Source organism: Nonomuraea africana, from assembly GCF_014873535.1.
Classification (GTDB): Bacteria; Actinomycetota; Actinomycetes; order Streptosporangiales; family Streptosporangiaceae; genus Nonomuraea; species Nonomuraea africana.
The window spans coordinates 9,205,930-9,221,801 of record NZ_JADBEF010000001.1; the positions used below are offsets into that span (position 1 = coordinate 9,205,930).

At 70.1% G+C, this 15,872-nt stretch carries 14 protein-coding genes and 1 pseudogene; 7 read left to right on the top strand and 8 right to left on the bottom strand.

The window, feature by feature from the left end; genetic code table 11:
- Positions 1–27: 27 nt before the first annotated feature.
- The 3 genes from H4W81_RS48195 to H4W81_RS44060 form a co-directional block, all read right to left on the bottom strand.
- Positions 28–1,299 carry a CHAP domain-containing protein gene (locus H4W81_RS48195; protein WP_318782534.1) on the bottom strand — a complete coding sequence of 424 codons (1,272 nt, stop codon included), beginning with the start codon at positions 1,297–1,299 and terminating at the stop codon, positions 28–30.
- A gap of 113 nt (positions 1,300–1,412) precedes the next feature.
- Entirely contained in the window at positions 1,413–1,901 is a 489-nt protein-coding gene (locus H4W81_RS44055) for a hypothetical protein (RefSeq protein WP_192780223.1), read from the bottom strand.
- 75 nt (positions 1,902–1,976) lie between these two features.
- Complete coding sequence (locus tag H4W81_RS44060; RefSeq protein ID WP_192780224.1) at positions 1,977–2,747, bottom strand: PP2C family protein-serine/threonine phosphatase; 771 nt, start codon at positions 2,745–2,747, stop codon at positions 1,977–1,979.
- 76 nt (positions 2,748–2,823) lie between these two features.
- On the opposite strand from H4W81_RS44060, the gene H4W81_RS44065 reads away from it, so the two are divergent.
- Positions 2,824–4,803: an N-6 DNA methylase gene (locus H4W81_RS44065; RefSeq protein ID WP_225959080.1), complete on the top strand. Its 1,980-nt coding sequence runs from the start codon at positions 2,824–2,826 to the stop codon at positions 4,801–4,803.
- Between the two features lie 73 nt (positions 4,804–4,876).
- Here H4W81_RS44065 and H4W81_RS44070 read toward each other — a convergent pair whose 3' ends face one another.
- The gene (locus H4W81_RS44070; RefSeq protein WP_318782452.1) at positions 4,877–6,205 is read right to left on the bottom strand and encodes an LCP family protein; all 1,329 of its coding nucleotides are present in this window, start codon (positions 6,203–6,205) and stop codon (positions 4,877–4,879) included.
- 223 nt (positions 6,206–6,428) lie between these two features.
- Between H4W81_RS44070 and tpx the strand changes: the two genes are divergently transcribed.
- From tpx to H4W81_RS44085, 3 genes are read left to right on the top strand one after another with little or no spacing between them, the layout of a single operon-like run.
- Positions 6,429–6,929, top strand: a complete 501-nt coding sequence (tpx, locus tag H4W81_RS44075) for a thiol peroxidase (RefSeq protein ID WP_192780226.1) — start codon at positions 6,429–6,431, stop codon at positions 6,927–6,929.
- Between the two features lie 3 nt (positions 6,930–6,932).
- Positions 6,933–7,676, top strand: coding sequence for a helical backbone metal receptor (locus H4W81_RS44080; RefSeq protein ID WP_192780227.1), 744 nt, complete (start codon positions 6,933–6,935; stop codon positions 7,674–7,676).
- A 16-nt stretch (positions 7,677–7,692) separates the two neighbouring features.
- On the top strand, positions 7,693–8,343 hold the full coding sequence (locus tag H4W81_RS44085) for a phosphatase PAP2 family protein (protein WP_192780228.1): 651 nt from the start codon (positions 7,693–7,695) through the stop codon (positions 8,341–8,343).
- Here the strand turns inward: H4W81_RS44085 and H4W81_RS44090 are convergent.
- The 4 genes from H4W81_RS44090 to H4W81_RS44105 are packed head-to-tail and all read right to left on the bottom strand — an operon-like array spanning position 8,288 to position 12,564.
- On the bottom strand, positions 8,288–9,424 hold the full coding sequence (locus H4W81_RS44090) for an ROK family transcriptional regulator (protein WP_192780229.1): 1,137 nt from the start codon (positions 9,422–9,424) through the stop codon (positions 8,288–8,290). The genes H4W81_RS44085 and H4W81_RS44090 overlap by 56 nt on opposite strands.
- A 2-nt stretch (positions 9,425–9,426) precedes the next feature.
- Positions 9,427–10,272, bottom strand: a complete 846-nt coding sequence (locus H4W81_RS44095) for a carbohydrate ABC transporter permease (RefSeq protein WP_192780230.1) — start codon at positions 10,270–10,272, stop codon at positions 9,427–9,429.
- The gene (locus H4W81_RS44100) at positions 10,253–11,203 is read right to left on the bottom strand and encodes a carbohydrate ABC transporter permease (RefSeq protein WP_192780231.1); all 951 of its coding nucleotides are present in this window, start codon (positions 11,201–11,203) and stop codon (positions 10,253–10,255) included. Before H4W81_RS44100 ends, H4W81_RS44095 begins: the two co-directional genes overlap by 20 nt.
- Positions 11,200–12,564, bottom strand: a complete 1,365-nt coding sequence (locus H4W81_RS44105; protein WP_192780232.1) for an ABC transporter substrate-binding protein — start codon at positions 12,562–12,564, stop codon at positions 11,200–11,202. Before H4W81_RS44105 ends, H4W81_RS44100 begins: the two co-directional genes overlap by 4 nt.
- A gap of 285 nt (positions 12,565–12,849) precedes the next feature.
- Here H4W81_RS44105 and H4W81_RS44110 point away from each other — a divergent pair, with 285 nt between their 5' ends.
- The 3 genes and pseudogenes from H4W81_RS44110 to H4W81_RS49675 all read left to right on the top strand — a co-directional run.
- Entirely contained in the window at positions 12,850–13,899 is a 1,050-nt protein-coding gene (locus H4W81_RS44110; RefSeq protein ID WP_192780233.1) for a zinc-binding dehydrogenase, read from the top strand.
- Entirely contained in the window at positions 13,896–14,681 is a 786-nt protein-coding gene (locus H4W81_RS44115) for a sugar phosphate isomerase/epimerase family protein (protein ID WP_192780234.1), read from the top strand. The genes H4W81_RS44110 and H4W81_RS44115 overlap by 4 nt, the downstream gene beginning before the upstream one ends.
- Positions 14,678–15,856: pseudogene (locus H4W81_RS49675) on the top strand (MGH1-like glycoside hydrolase domain-containing protein); the annotation flags it as partial. The gene H4W81_RS44115 and the pseudogene H4W81_RS49675, both read left to right, overlap by 4 nt.
- Positions 15,857–15,872: the final 16 nt, after the last annotated feature.

A 15,872-nucleotide genomic window follows, 5' to 3' on the forward strand; every position in this document is an offset into this window, starting at 1 on the left:
CCCTTCCGAAGATACTAGGACGTCCTACTATTTCCCAGTCGTGGCCTCGTACGGCCTGCGTCGCTTGGCCGTACCCCCCGAAGCGGTGGAGGTGGGCTGGTGCCCGCTCCCAGAGGTACGGCCGGCCTGCGCGAGCTCGGCGGAACGCTCCACCGGGCCCCGCAGACGCTCTCGGTTCCCCGGGGTCCCGGCGGCGCGGGGGCGGGGAACTCCGGGCACCGCCGGCGGCTCGACCTGACGCGCGCCCGCGCCGGAAGTGCCCCGCGAGCCCCCACGCGCCACTTCCACCGGCGCCGCGCGCGCGGGCGAGGCCGCCCGTGGAACCTCCACCGAAGCTCCCCGTGCAGACGAGGCCGCCCGACCGACAGTTGCCGGTGGCCGAAGAGACCCGGGTGACGGCGAGGCGGGAGCTCGCCTTACTTCTGACCTGGGTGGCGGCGAGGCTGAAGGGCGCCCTACTCCGGACCCGGGGGGCCGCATGGCGGAGGAGCCGCCGGTGGCTCGCGTGCTTCCGGAGGTGCTCGTAACTCTCGAGGTCTTGAGAGTCGCTCCCGAGTCAAAGGTCGAGCCGGTGGCTCGGGAGCTAGTGGCGAGCCAGGAGACGAACCCCCGCCGGTGCCGGCCGGAACCCCGGGAGCGTCCCGCCACCCTGAACGATACGACCACCGTGGTGAGCACCATCGCGGCCAGCAGCGCCTGCGGCGTCCCGAGCACGTCGAACGGCGACCCCTCCCGCTCCACGGTCACCCCCGGCAGGGCGGCCTGGATCGAGAAGGGCTCGACCGGCTGCTCGGAGGGGCGCACCTCGATCAGGCCGGGGCGCTCCTTGACCATGCGCGGCAGTCCGTAGCCGACGACCTGGTCCGCGTCGCGGACCTTGCGCTTGAGCCAGACCCTGTCGACGTTCGCCTCGATCGTATGGATCTTCGATCCGACGACCTTCTCGACGATGCCGACGTGGTCGATGCCCTTGTAGCTCTTGCCGCCCTTCCAGTCGTAGAAGACCAGGGCTCCGGGCTCGGGCCGCTGCGACCACGCGCCCTGCTTGATGAACCAGGCGGCGTGCGAGGGCGTCCAGGCGAACTGCCCGACGAACTCCTGCACGCCCGCCTTCTGGGCCGCCCACGAGATGAACATGTCGCACCAGGGCGCGTTGCGGTACTGGGAGTCCTGGACCAGGTCCGCGTACCACTTGCCGAACTTCGTGTACTGGCCGCCCTGCTCGCGATAGCCGAGCTCCGGGCGCGCCGCCTCCAGTAGTCCTTCAGCGATCGGGTCCAGGACGACTCCTCCCCAGATGACCGGCGACTAACGAGGGACTGTAGTAGCGCCCCGGTTGTCGCGCTCCAGACATCCAGAAAGTGTCTAGATATGAGCCGAAATACCGGCTATGTGACTGGTGGGACGCCCTACTACAGGGAGGAGTAGAGGGTCTTCCAGGTGCCCGCGTAGAGGCAGACGTTCGACGGCTCGGCGGCGCGGCCTTCGCCGCACACCTTGAGCTCGACGAGGGCCACGTCACGGTCGGTGAACGAGAACGCCCTGGGCGTGCCCTTGGAGCAGTCGAGGTAGCTGCGGTGCTTGAACGGCACGTTGCCGTCCTTCGTGCGGTAGGAGATGCGGAAGACCGCCCACCCGCAGCTCGGGCCGCTGGTCAGGTCGGTGATCCGGCCCTTGACGGCGACCGTGGAGGTGGCGGGGAGGTGTGTCCTGTTCAGGGCGGACGACGTCAGCGTGCCCTTGGCCACGGACTTCTTGCCGGGAGCGTACGTGGGTCCCCAGCTCGATCCGCCGCCGACGGTGTCGGCGGAGGCGGCGGCGACGGTGGCGGTGGCGGTGGCGGGGGCCGCCGTCAGCAGCCCGGCGGTGACGGCGATCATGATGGTACGGCTGGCTCTCATCGGATTCCCTTCCTCGTCTGCCGCGAGTGTGGGAGTCCGTGCTTGCAACCTGATGGAGAACCGCCGTACCCCGGCTCAGGATCCGACGCCCACCCGGTACATCGAGGAGGTGCTCTCGTCCGGAGGCACCACGTCGGCCACGATGACGGTCACGTTGTCGGGGCCGCCGCCCTCGTTCGCCAGCTCGATGAGCTTGCCGACCGCCGCGTCGGGCTCGGCGTAGGTCGTCAGGATCTCGTGCAGCGTCTCGGGCCCGAGCACGTCGGTCAGCCCGTCGGAGCACAGCATGTAGCGATCGCCCAGCTCGGCCTCGCGCAGCGACATGTCGGGCTCGGACCTGCCCTCGCTGCCCAGCACGCGCAACACCATCGACCGGCGCGGGTGAACCGCCGCCTGGTCCTCCGTAATGCGCCCTTCGTCCACCATCGACTGCACCAGCGTGTGATCCTTGGTGATCTGGTAGAGCGCGCCGTCGCGCAGCAAGTAGGCGCGGGAGTCGCCGAGATGGGCCAATGCGAACTTCGTGCCGTCCCACAACATGGCGGTCACCGTCGTGCCCATGCCCCTGCGGGCGGGATCGATCTCGACCAGCTCCGCCAGCCTGCGCCCCGCCTCGAGCACGGCGGCCTCCAGGGCGGTTTCGAGGTCGGCGCCCGCCTCTGGCAAGCTGGCGTCGAGCTCGCGCAGCACCGCGATCGTGGCGGAGCTGGCAAGCTCACCGGCCGCGTGGCCGCCCATGCCGTCCGCGATCGCCAGCATGCGGGCGCTCACGTAGCCCGAATCCTCGTTCTGCTCCCTTCGTCGGCCCACGTCCGACCCGGCGGCATAGCGGATGTTGTGCGTCATAGTAGGCAGTAAATCATTGGTTGAAACACTTCACAAGCAGATGCGCTGAAGAGTGTTGTGAACTAATGTGGCCCTCATGAGCCACGACCCGACCGTCAACGCCGGCGACATCGCTCGGCTCGCCGGTGTCGGGCGGGCCGCGGTGAGCAACTGGCGCCGCCGCCACGACGACTTCCCCAAACCGGTCGATGGAACCGCGGCGCAACCGTTGTTCGCGCTGCGCGAGGTCGAGGCCTGGCTGAGTCGCTATGGGAAGTCCTACCAGGTCTCGTTGGCAGATCGCGCCTGGCAACGCCTCAAAGCTTCGGGAGATCTTCAGCTTGGCCGGATCATGGCCGCCGCGGGAGGCTTTCTCGCCACGCTCGGGGAAGGGCGCGCCGATGCCGGCGAGCTCGACGAGGGGCTCGCCGCTCTGCTGTCCGAGCTGGCCGCCGAGCGGGGCGCGCGGGCCGCGTACGAGTTCCTGTGCGCCCGTTACCTGGAGGCGCACTCCCGCAAGCTCTCCGTCACCCGCGAGGACGTCGCGGCCCTGATGGTACGGCTGGCCGCCCCCGACGGCGGCACCGTCCTCGACCCCGCCTGCGGCGTCGCCACACTCCCGCTGTCCCTGCCCACCGCCGGAAGCCTCACCGCCGGAGACCCCGCCGCCGGAAACCCAGCTGCCGGGAGCCTGGCCGCCGCAAACCCGGACGCCGGAAACCTGACCGCCGGAAGCTCCGCACCCGGAAGCTCGGCCCCCGGAAACCTCCCCGCCGGGAGCTCCGCCTCTGGAAAGTCCGGCTCGGGAAGCCCCGGTCCGGGGAATTCCGGGTCCGGTGGCGGCGGGAAGGCCGTCAGGGTGCTCGGACAGGAGCTGGAGGAGACCTCTGCCCGCATCGCCGCCGCCAGGCTGGCCCTGCGCGGCGTCGAGGCCGAGATCGTCGCGGGCGACGCGCTCAGGCACGACGCCTTCCCCGGCGTCAGGGCCGACGCCGTCGTCTGCGATCCGCCCTTCAACGAGCGCGCATGGGGCTACGACGAGCTCAGCGGCGACCCCAGGTGGGAGTACGGCCTGCCGCCGAGGGGAGAGTCCGAGCTGGCCTGGGTGCAGCACTGCCTCACCCACGTCAAGCCGGGCGGCCTGGTCGCCATCCTCATGCCGGCCGCCGCGGCCAGCCGCAGAGCGGGCCGTCGCATCAGGGGCAACCTGCTGCGCGCGGGCGCCCTGCGAGCCGTGGTGACGCTCTGGCCCGGCGGCCCCGACCTGTGGCTGCTGCGCAGGCCGGAGAGCGGCGAGCGCCCGCCGTCCGAGATTCTGATCATGGATGCCGGAGGCGACCTCGCCGGCGTGGAGCCCGCCCTCAGCGAGGACGGCCGCCATTTGCGCATCATCGACCTCCTCGACGACGAGGTCGATCTCAGCCCCTCGCGGCACGCCCCGCGCACCGGAGCCGACCTCGGCCGTGCCTTCGCCGCCGCCCGCGAGCGCTTCCTGGCCGCCTCGGTCGACGCTCCCGACCTGCGGGTCCTCGACCAGCCGCTCGATCAACCGGCCACCACGATCGGCGAGCTGGTCAAGGCGGGGCTGGTGACGATCCTGCAGGCGCCGCCCCGCATGGCGGTCGACGGCGGGGAGGTCCCCGTGCTGACCGCCGACGACGTGGAGCGCGGCGCGCCCCCCTCGGGCGCGACCGGTCCGGAGGCGGGCCTGGTCACGGTCGAGCCGGGCGACGTCGTGGCCACCTACGCCACGGCCAGGGTCGTCACGACAGAAGGCGCGGTGCTGGGGCCCCAGCTCACCCTCTACCGGGTCGACCGGCGGCGGGTGGACCCGCACTTCCTGGCCGGGTTCCTGCGCTCGGCGGGGGCCCGGGTGCCCGCGGGTTCGAGCCGGGTGGACGCTCGCCGTACCCGCCTGCCGAGGCTGTCGCTGGCCGAGCAGCGCGCCTACGGAGAGGCGTTCAGACGGCTGGCCACGATGGAGGACGCGCTGAGAGAGGCGACCGCGCTGGGGGAGACGCTGATCAGGCTCGGCCACGAGGGCCTGGCCGACGGCCGGCTGCACCCCGAGCCCTGATCTGGTGCGGGCCTCCCGCCGGTCGCGAGTCTCATCCTCGGGACGGCGCCGGCCGCCGCCGCCGTCGTGCCGCTCATGGCGCGCAGGTGTCGTGAGTGGCGTCGAAGCCCTTCAGCGCCTCCGAGTCGTCCACTCGCAGCGCCTTGAGCCCCTTCCAGTCGTCGCCGATCGTCAGGACCAGCCTGGACGTCGTCGCCCCCGGAACCAGGCGTGCCGTGCCCGAGAGCAGGTCGGCGGTGAGCGTGGGCACACGGCTCTCGCCCTTGGGGGAGTAGTGGACGGTCGTGCGGGGGACCGGTTTGCGCGAGGCGTCCCCGATCTTGGCGATGTGGTAGCCGCGCTGCTCGAGGGCCACCGCCACCTGCGTGGCCAGCCCGGTGCGCAGCGTGCCGTTGCGCACCTCGACGTTGATCTTCGATCGCGGCGTCCTGGCCTGCCCGCCCTTGATGCCGGCCACGCTCTTGTCCCTGGCCACGATCTGGAACAGGGTCTTGGCCTGTGGCTGCACCCACTCCACGCGGCCCGGATGGCTGACGGAGTAATGCCATGGGGTGGTGATGAAGCGGATCTGCCCCGCGGTCATGCCCTGCGCGCTCGTGGCGAGGTCCTTCATGACGCCAGGGGTGAGCGCGGAGTCGGTGGTGACGGCCTTGGTCGCCGCGTCGAGGAAGCCGAGCAGCCGCGCCGGGTCGGTGAGCGTCTCGCCGCTCATCACCTTCTTGAGCATGGAGGAGATGAACATCTGCTGGCGCTGGATGCGCCCGATGTCGGAGCCGTCGCCCATGCTGTAGCGGGCCCGGACGTAGCCGAGCGCCTGCTCGCCGTTGAGCGACTGGCGGCCGGCGGGCAGGTGGAGCAGCGCCTTGGTGTCGTCGATGCGCTCGGGCAGGCACACGTCGACCCCGCCGACCGCGTCGACCATGCTCTTGAACCCGGTGAAGTCGATCTTCACGAAGTGGTCGATGTGGATGCCGGTCAGCGACTCGATCGTCTTCCACGTGCAGCCGATGCCGCCGGAGTTGAACGACTCGTTGATCATGCCGAGGTGCGGCTGCTGCCCTGGCAGCCGGCCCTTGGCAGGGCAGGCGGGCAGCTGGACCAGAGAGTCGCGCGGGAAGCTGATCACCATCGCGTCGTCCCGCCTGGACGACAGGTGGGCGAGCATGATCGTGTCGGTGCGCTCGCCCTCGACGGTGCGCCCGTATCGGGCGTTCTTGCCGTCACGCTGGTCCGAGCCCACGATCAGCACGTTGAGCGAGGTGGTGGCGACCTTGGGCGGACGCGTGGCGCCCAGGTCGTCGTCGGTCACCTCGATGTGCCTGACGTTGCCCGTCAGCTTCACGTAGACGCCGATCACCACGCCGACCGCCGCCAGCACCAGGGTCGTCACGACCGCGGTCACCCAGCGCAGCCACCGGCGGCGCGCACGCGGCCGGGGAGGGCGGGAGGGCGACGGGGTTGGAGGGGCGTCAACGAGCCCGCTGCTCACATGTCACTCCGGAAGGGGGGCCCAGTCGAATGTCGCCGAGTGTACTGAGTCACAGTGCGGCTGGAGTGAGGGATTGCGAGCCGAGTGGATAAGATCGGGGTTCCGTTTGCCTTACTTTCCCCGCCGGGAGGCGTTGATGTCTGAAGTCACCTTCAAGGGCAACCCGATCACCGTGGGCGGCACCTTCCCTCAGCCCGGCGACGCGGCCCCCGCGTTCACCCTTGTCGGCAAGGACCTGTCCGACGTGTCGCTCACCTCCTTCGGTGACAAGACCAAGGTGCTCAGCATCTTCCCGAGCGTCGACACCGGTGTCTGCGCCGCCTCGGTGCGCCGCTTCAACGAGGTGGCGGCCGAGCACCCCGACGTCGCCGTGCTGTGCGTCTCCGCCGACCTGCCCTTCGCCCAGGGGCGCTTCTGCGGCGCCGAGGGCCTGGACAAGGTGGTGACGCTGTCGCTGATGCGCGGCAGGGAGTTCCTCACCGACTACGGCGTGGCCCAGGAGGAGGGCCCGCTGGCCGGGCTCGCCGCCCGCGCCGTGATCGTCCTCGACGGCGACAACACCGTCGTCTACTCCGAGCTGGTCCCCGAGATCACCCAGGAGCCCGACTACGACAGCGCGCTCAGCGCCCTGAAGTAGGCCGTGCCGTTCGACGACACCGGGGCCGAGGTGAGGGTGCCCGCGACGGTCGGCAGGATCGTCTCCCTCGTCCCCTCGCTCACCGAGTCGGTGGCCGCCACGGGCAAGCTCGTCGGCGCCACCGACTGGTGCACCCACCCGCCCGACCTCGACGTGGTCAGGGTGCGGGGCACCAAGAATCCCGATCTCGATCGGATCAGGGCGTTGCGTCCCGACGTGGTGCTGGCCAACGCCGAGGAGAACAGGGAGCCCGACCTCCAAGCGCTCAGGGAGTCGGGCATCGCGGTCTGGGTGACGCGGATCGAGACGGTCGATGAGGCGTTCGCCTCACTGGGCCGGATGTTCGAGCTGGCCTGCCGCCTTCCCAGCCCCGCGTGGTTGGACGAGGCGCGGGCGGCGTGGGAGCTGCCCGAGCCCGAGGTGCGGCGGACGGTGGTCGTCCCCATCTGGCGGCGGCCGTGGATGGTGGTGGGGCGCGACACCTTCACCGGTGACGTGCTGCGACGGCTGGGTTTCGACAACCTCTACGCCGATCACCCCGAGCGTTACCCCAAGATCCCTCTCGCGGAGATCGTGGCGAAGGATCCCGATCTGGTGGTGCTGCCGGACGAGCCTTACGCCTTCCACGCGCAGGACGGCCCCGAGTGCTTCGCCAGGAGCGCGCTGGTGAGCGGCAGGACGCTGACCTGGTACGGGCCGTCGATGGTCGAGGCTCCGGCGTTGTTGCGCGGGTGGCTCGGCGTCTAGCGGGCAGACTGGTGTGATGATCGCCAGGCTCTCGTTCGCACTGGCCGTGGTCCCCTTCGGGTTGCTGCTCCACGTCGCCAGACAGCCGCTCAACGGCCTCGACATGTCCGTGGCGCACGATCTGCACGCCTACGCGGTCGCCAACCCCGCCTGGACCCGCTTCCTGGCCTTCTGGACCGACGCGCTCGGTCCCGCGACCTGGCGCGTTCTGGTGGTCGGAATCGCCGCGTGGCTGGCGTGGCGGGGCGCGCCCCTGACCGCCGCGTGGGCGGTGATCACGATCGTGGCGGGCGGCCTGCTCGGCGAGGGGCTGAAACTCCTGATCGACAGGACCAGGCCGATGTTCCCCGATCCCGTCGCCAGCGCCCCCGGCATGTCCTTCCCCTCGGGGCACGCGCTCGCCGCCACGCTGGGCGCGGGGATGCTCGTGCTGCTGGCGCGGCCCGCCCTGCGCGGCAGGCGGCTGCTCATGGCGCTGGCCTGGACGGCCGCCGCGCTCCTCACGCTCGCGGTCTCCTACACCCGCGTCGCGCTGGGCGTCCACTGGGTCAGCGATGTGGTGGGCGGCATGCTGCTCGGCGTCGCCGTGCTCGCCGTCAGCGTCGTGGCCTTCAGGCCAGTGAGGCGTCGACGCTCGCCGGCGACAGCACGTGTTCGGTCACCATGACCGCGGTCCCGACGATGCCGGCCCGGCCGGCGAGCGTGCTGGTCACGATCTCGAGGTTCCTGGTCGTGAACGGCAGGCTGCGCCGGTAGACGCTCTCCCTGATGCCGGTGAGGTAGTGCTCCCTGGTCTCGGCCATGTCCCCGGCCAGCACCAGCACGCCGGGGTTGAGCAGGCTGACCGCGGTGGCCAGCACCAGGCCGAGTGTGCGGCCGGCCTCCTGGGTGAGCGCGATGGCCTCGGGGTCGCCCGCCTGGACCAGGCGGACCACGTCCTGGCTGGTCTCCTGGCCGAGGTCCTTGGCCAGCGCGTGCCCGCTGGCCAGCGAGGCGACGCAGCCCTTCGAGCCGCAGGTGCACACCCGGTCGTCGCTCTCGCGCAGCCGTACGTGGCCGATGTTGCCCGCGGCCTCCTCCACGCCCCGGTAGATGCGCCCGTCGAGCACGATGCCCGCGCCGATGCCGGTGGAGACCTTCACCAGCAACAGCGAGGGCGACTGGCGGAAGGAGGCCCACCACTCGCCGAGCGCCATCGCCTTCGCGTCGTTCTCGACCAGGATGGGCACGTCGAACAGGTCGCCGAAGGCCGCCTTGATCGGCAGGTCGTCCCAGCCCGGCATGAGGAAGGACCTGAGCACCTTGCCCGAGGTGTGGTCGACCGAGCCAGGCAGGTCGAGGCCGATGCCGCAGACCCGCTCGCGGGCGCGGCCGGTGCGGTCGAGCAGGCGCTCGAAGGCCTGCCGTACCCAGGTCAGGACGGGTTCGGGGCCCCGGTCGATGCGCATCTGGATGGACTCCTCGGCCAGCGGCCGCGCGGCGAGGTCGGTCAGCGCCACGCGGGCGTGGCTGGCGCCGAGGTCGGCGACCAGGGTCACCTTGCTGGCGGGGTCGATGGCGAGCACGGAGGGAGGGCGTCCGCCCCCCGACGCCCCTCTCTCCGCCTCGTGGATGTAGCCGGCCTCGATCAGCCGGTCGACCCTGTCGGTGATCGTGGATCGGGACAGGCCGGTGTACTCGATCAGTTCTTTGCGGGTACGGCAAGTGCCCTGCCTGATCAACTGGAGGACGTGTCCTGCCGTCAGCATCTCTAACCCTTCTCGGCGCCTGCTGTGAGGCCCTCCGTCAGCAATCGCTCGCTGGCGAAGAACACCACCACGATGGGGAGCGTCAGAACCACCGATCCTGCCATGAGAACGGTCGTCGGGATCTCGATACTGCCCGCCAGTTGCGACAGGCCCAGCGACACGGTCCAGCTCTCCCTGCGCTCCACCAGGAAGAGCAGGGCGAAGAGGAACTCGTTCCAGGCGATCATGAAGGCGTACAGGCCGGTGGCCATGAGCGCGGGCTTGGACAGCGGCAGCACCACCCGCCAGATCGTCTCCATCCGGCCGCACCCGTCGATGGCGGACGCCTCCTCGACGCTCTGCGGCACGGTCTCGAAGTAGTTGCGCAGCATGTACACCGTCACGGGCACCGTCTGGGCGATGTAAACCAGGATGAGCCCCGGCAGCGAACCGCGCAGCCCGAGCATGGTGAACAGCACGAACAGCGGGATCGCCAGCACGATCGCGGGGAAGAGGTAGACGGCGAGGAAGAGGAAGTGCACCTGCCGGCGGCCGAAGAAGCGCAGCCTGGCCACCGCGTAGGCGCCGGGGATCGAGATCAGCAGCGTCACCGCGACCGAGGCGACCGCGACGATCGCGCTGTTGCTCATGAAGGTGACGAACCCCTGCCTGCCCAGCACGTCCGCGTAGGTGGACAGGGTGAAGCTCCGGGGCCAGAGCGAGCCGGGATCGAGGATCAGCTCCTGGATGTCGCGGACCGACAGCATCACCATGTAGAAGAAGGGGAACGCGGTGATCACGGTCAGGAACGCGATCACCAGCGGTCTGAGCACCCTGAACAGCGCCCGCTCAAAGCGATCTCTGGTCACGCTCACCTCCGGCGAAGAACCTCAGGTAGACGGCCAGGAACACCACCAGCACCACGGCCAGCACGATCGCCTGGGCCGCCGAGGCGCCGATGTCGTCGCGCGCGGTGAGGAAGTTGTAGACCCGCACGCTGACCACCTCCGTGCCCGCGCCGCCGCCGGTCAGGAGGTAGACGTCGTCGAACTTGGTGAAGGTGAACACGAACCTCAGCACCGCCAGCAGCGCGACCACCCGCCAGAGCTGCGGCATGATCACGTAGCGGAAGCGCTGGGTGGGCGTCGCGCCGTCCACCACCGCCGCCTCCTCCAGCTCGCCGGGCAGCGCCTGGAGCCTGGCGAGGATGAACAGGAAGGCGAAGGGGAAGTAGCGCCACGCCTCGAAGGCGATGACGGTGAGCAGCGCCACCGGCACCTGGAGGCCGAGGAAGCTGCCCCGCGCCTGGGTCAGGAAGGCGATCGGCTCGCTCAGCCAGGTGTTGACGATGCCGAACTGCGGGTTCAGCATCACCTCCCACAGGAAGGCGACCGCCACCACCGGGGCGACGTACGGGACCAGGATGGACGCCCTCACGAGGGTGCGGCCCTTGAAGGCGGCGCGCAGCGCCAACGCCGCCACCAGGCCGATGGCGATCGAGAGCGCGGTGCCCGCGGTCGTGTAGACGAGCGTGTTGACCAGGGCGGACCAGAAGCCGGGCTCGGAGATGACGTAGGTGAAGTTCTCCAGCGTGTAGTTGCCGAACAGGCCGGTCCTGCGGATGTTGATCAGCCGGGCGTCCTGGAAGGCGAGCATGACCGCCCACAGCAGCGGCGCGACGACGACCACCAGCGTGATGAGCAGCGTCGGGGAGATGAGGAGCAGTCCGGCTCTCGCCTCCTGCTGCTCCAGTGTCCGCCCCCCGCGCGTGAGGCGGCGGACGCCCCCTGCGATGGTCATTCCCTGATCCCGCGCTTGATCGTCTCGATGTCGGACTTGGCCTGGGTGGCCGCGGCCTGCGGGGTCAGCGAGCCGTCGACGATCGCGCTGAGGGCCTTGGGCACGGGGAGCTCGCCCATCGTGGCGCCGACCAGCTTGCCCTGGCCCTGCGGGATGCCCCACCTGGCGAAGGTGTCAGGGCTCTTGCGCAGCGCGTCGAGGATCTCGGCGGGATAGACCTCCGACAGCGGCTTCTTGCTGTCGACTCCTGCGGGCAGCGCCCTCCACTTGGCCTCGAAGCCCTTGCGGGTGGGGAACTTGCCCTCGGGGGCCATCCCGATCCACCGCTCGTAGCCCTCGTTCATCATGAACGAGACGAACTGCTGGGCGGCACCGGCGTTGGCGTCCCTGGTGACCGCCCAGGAGACGATCTCGCCGTACTGCGCGGGCTCGGCCCCCTGCGGTCCCTTCAGTGCGGTGACCACACCGGTGTTCTTGGCCAGCCATTCCTTGTCCTCCCTGCACGCTGGGCAGGAGGGCAGGGCGTCGTTGCGCAGGCCCGCCATCTCGTCGAGGATGAACGACGACCAGATCGTCATGGCCGCCTTCCCCGAGAAGTACGTCGCCCTGGTGGAGTCGACGTCCTGCTTGCCCTTCACCGAGTACTGCGCGGCCAGGCGCGAGTAGAAGTCGAAGGCGGTCACGCAAGGCGGCTGGTCCAGGGGGACGTTCCCGCCGTTGTCGACCAGCTGGCAGCCGTTGGCCAGCGCCACGTGCTCGAAGCTCTGCGCGGTGAAGGAGTCCTTGGGCGCGATGGCCAGGGTGATGCCCGCCACGCCTCCCGCGTTGAGCCTCTTGGCCGCGGCCTCCAGCCGCTCGTAGGTGTCGGGCGCCTCCAGGCCCGCCTTCTCGAACAGGTCCTTGCGATAGAGGATCAGCTGTGCCCAGCCGTCGCTGGGGACGGCCAGCAGCTTGCCCGAGGCGCTGTCGAGCTCCAGGGCCCTGGCCGAGAAGCTGTCCCTGCCGAGCTGGTCGACGATCTTGCCCGGCGTCTCGGTGTCGAGCAGGTCGTTGGCCTCCAGTTCGCGCACCGCCGCCAGGGGGAGCGCGCCGATGACGTCGGGCAGCTTGCCCGCCGCGGCGGCCGAGGTGACGATCTGGCTGAACTGGTCCTCCGCGACGCCGACGAGGTTGACCTTGATCCCGGTCTTCTTGGTGAAGTCGGCGACGATCCGCTGCTGCACGGCCATCCGGTCGGCGAGGTTCTCCTCGGTCCACACGGTGATCGTGTCGGCGCTCCGCTCTTCCGTTCCACCACCGCACGCTGCCACGGTGATGGCCAGCAGCGCGGCGGAGAGGACGGCGGTTACCTTCTGAGGCATGGCACGCTCCTCCAGGGGTGATGTGCCTGGCGTACCCCTGGAGCAGGGCAAGCAACGCAGAGGGCAATTTCGGGCATCCGTTGAGAAACCCTGAAGCGGCGATCTGCCTGGTCAGAAGGGGATCGCGGATCATGGGAAAGGTCGCTTTCCGGAACATCGCTTCATTTGGTTTACGCAATGCGCAGCTAAAGTCGTAGACTTAAGTGTGTTACGGGCGCAACTATCGCATGCCAACATGCGCTAAATCGCTACCTTTTGTTTGATCAAAAAGCGTAAGTGTGGGGAATGCACGTCATCACTATCGAAGAGCCGGGTCGCGTGCGCGTGCGCGCTGAGGCGCCCGGTGACTTGGCGCCCGGCACGGTGCGGGTCCGCACCCTCTACTCCGGCGTGTCGGCGGGCACGGAACTGACCGCCTACCGGGGCACCAACCCCTACCTCAACCGCAAGTGGGACACCGAGCGACGGCTGTTCGTCGAGGGTCAGAGCCACTCCTATCCGCTGAGCGGCTGGGGCTACCAGGAGGTCGGCGAGGTCGTCGAGGCCGCTCCCGACGTCGCCGACCCGCCCGTCGGGTCGCTGGTGTGGGGCATCTGGGGCCACCGCGACGAGGCGATCGTGCCCGCGGAGAAGCTGGTGGGCCACATGATCCCGCCGGGTGTCGACCCGCTGGTGGGCGTCTTCGCCAGGGTCGGCGCGATCGCGCTCAACGCCGTCCACGCCGCCGACATCCACCTCGGCGACCAGGTGGCGATCTTCGGCCAGGGCGTGATCGGGCTGCTCGCCACCAGGCTCGCCGTGCTCAACGGCGCCAGGGTGGTCGCCGCCGACGCCCTGCCCGCCCGTCTCGAGCTGGCCAAGCGCTTCGGCGCGGTCGAGGCGGTCGACGTGGCCGCGGGCTCGGTGGCCGAGTTCGTCCGCAAGCGCATCGAGGGCGCCGACACCGCGATCGAGCTCAGCGGCAGCCACCACGGCCTGCACGAGGCGATCAGGACCGTCCGCAAGGGCGGCAGGGTCGTCGCGGCCGGTTTCTACCAGGGCGAGGGCATCGGGCTGCGGCTGGGCGAGGAGTTCCACCACAACCAGGTGCAGCTGGTCTCCTCGCAGATCGGTGGCGTCGCCTCCTGGATGTCGCACCGGTGGGACGTCGAGCGGCTGCAGCGCACGTTCATGGAGCTCGTCTACCGGGGCGAGGTCGACGTCGACCGGCTGATCAGCCACGTCATGCCCGTCGAGTCGGCGGCCGAGGCGTTCGACCTGCTCGATCGCCACCCCGCGGACGTACTGCAACTCGTCTTCGCCTTCGACCGGAGCCTTGAGGAAACAACAGGATGAAGCTCGCCGTACAGGAGCAGCTGCTGCCAGGGCGGACGCTGCAGGAGAAGTTCACGTTCGCGGTCGAGGCCGGATTCGATGCGATCGAGCTGCGGGGCAAGGGCGACTTCCAGTTCGCCACCAGGCTGACCGAGCTCAAGCGCGCGCTGGCCGACGGCGTGGTGATGCCGACGGTGTGCGTGGACATGCCGCACTTCATCGGTGACTTCGACCCGGCCAAGCGCAAGGACGCCATTCAGCAGCTGCGCTCCCAGCTCACGGTGATCGCCGAGCTGGGCGGCATCGGCGTGATGACGCCTGCCTCGTGGGGCCAGTTCTCGCGCAGGCTGCCGCCGTTCGAGCCGCCGCGCGGCCCCGACGCCGACCGTGAGGTGCTCGCGGAGGCGCTCGGCACGCTGGGCGAGCACGCGCAGCGCAACGGCGTGAAGATCATGCTGGAGCCGCTCAACCGCTACGAGAACCACATGGTCAACACCCTCGCCGAGGCGGCGTCGTACTGCGCGATGGACTCCATCAAGGTCGTCGGCGACACGTACCACATGAACATCGAGGAGGACGACCCCTGCCGCTCGCTGGTGGAGGCCGGGCCGTACCTCGCCCACATGCAGATCAGCGAGTCCAACCGCAACCAGCCGGGGACGGGGCACCTCGACTGGGCGGCCCAGCTGGCCACCCTGGACGCGATCGGTTACGACGGCTACCTCGCGCTCGAGTGCCGGCTGCGCGGTGAACCCGAGATCGTCCTGCCGCAGACGGCGGCCTTCGTCAGGAAGTTCATATGATCGCACGTGACGCCGTGCGCGTCCTGGTCGCCAACTGGGACGGGAGCTACACAGTCCCGTCCAGGCGGCTCTACCCCCATCAGTGGAGCTGGGACTCCGCCTTCATCGCGATCGGCAACGCGCGGTGGTCGCCGCGCAGGGCCAGGGTCGAGCTCCTGTCGCTGTTCGGCGCCCAGTGGCGGGACGGCAGGGTGCCCCACATCGTCTTCAACCCCGCTGTCCCCGAGGGCGCCTACTTCCCAGGACCCGAGTTCTGGGAGGCGCGCGCCCCCTCGGGCACCTCGACCTCGGGCATCGTGCAGCCGCCCGTGCACGCCCTCGCCGCCTGGCAGGTGCACCTGGCCGATCCCGACCCCGCCTTCCTGCGCCGCATCTACCCGCGCCTGGTCGCCCAGCAGCACTTCCTCCGTACGGCGAGGCAGTCCCCCGAGGGCCTGATGTCGATCGTGCACCCGTGGGAGTCCGGCATGGACAACAGCCCCGCGTGGGACATCCCCCTCGCGGCGGTCGTCGCGGGCCCGATGGGCGTGGTGCGCCGTGACCTCACCCACGTCAGCCCCGACGAGCGGCCCACCGACCGCGACTACGAGCGCTACACCGCCCTCGCCCGCGCCTACCGCGACACCGGCTACCGCGAGGCGGGCGCGTTCGCGGTGGAGGACCCGCTGTTCAACGCCGCGTACGGCGCCGCGGAGTCGGCCCTCGCGAAGATCGCCGCGGCCTGCGGCCTCGACCCCGCCCCGCACCACGCGGAGGCGGCCAGGATCACCGCCGCGATGGTCGAGCACCTCTACGACGACGGCCTCTTCCACAGCCGCGACGCCGGCAGCGGCATCCTGCTGCGCTCCAGCAGCGCGGCGGGCCTCGTGCCGCTGATCCTCCCCGACCTGCCCCGCGAGATCGTCAACGCGCTGATCGGCACCGCGCTCGACCGCTTCGAGATCAAGCGGGGGCTGCTGCCCAGCTTCGCCCCCGGCACCCCCGAGTTCGACCCCGCCCGCTACTGGCGCGGACCCAGCTGGATCAACCTGACCTGGCTGGTCTGGCAGGGCCTGCGGCACCGCCGGGCCGACCTGGCCGAGCTGCTGGCCGACGGCATGATCAGGGCGGTCACCACCTCGGGCTTCAGGGAGTACTTCGACCCCTTCACCCTGGAGGGCCACGGCTGCCGCGACTTCAGCTGGTCGGCGG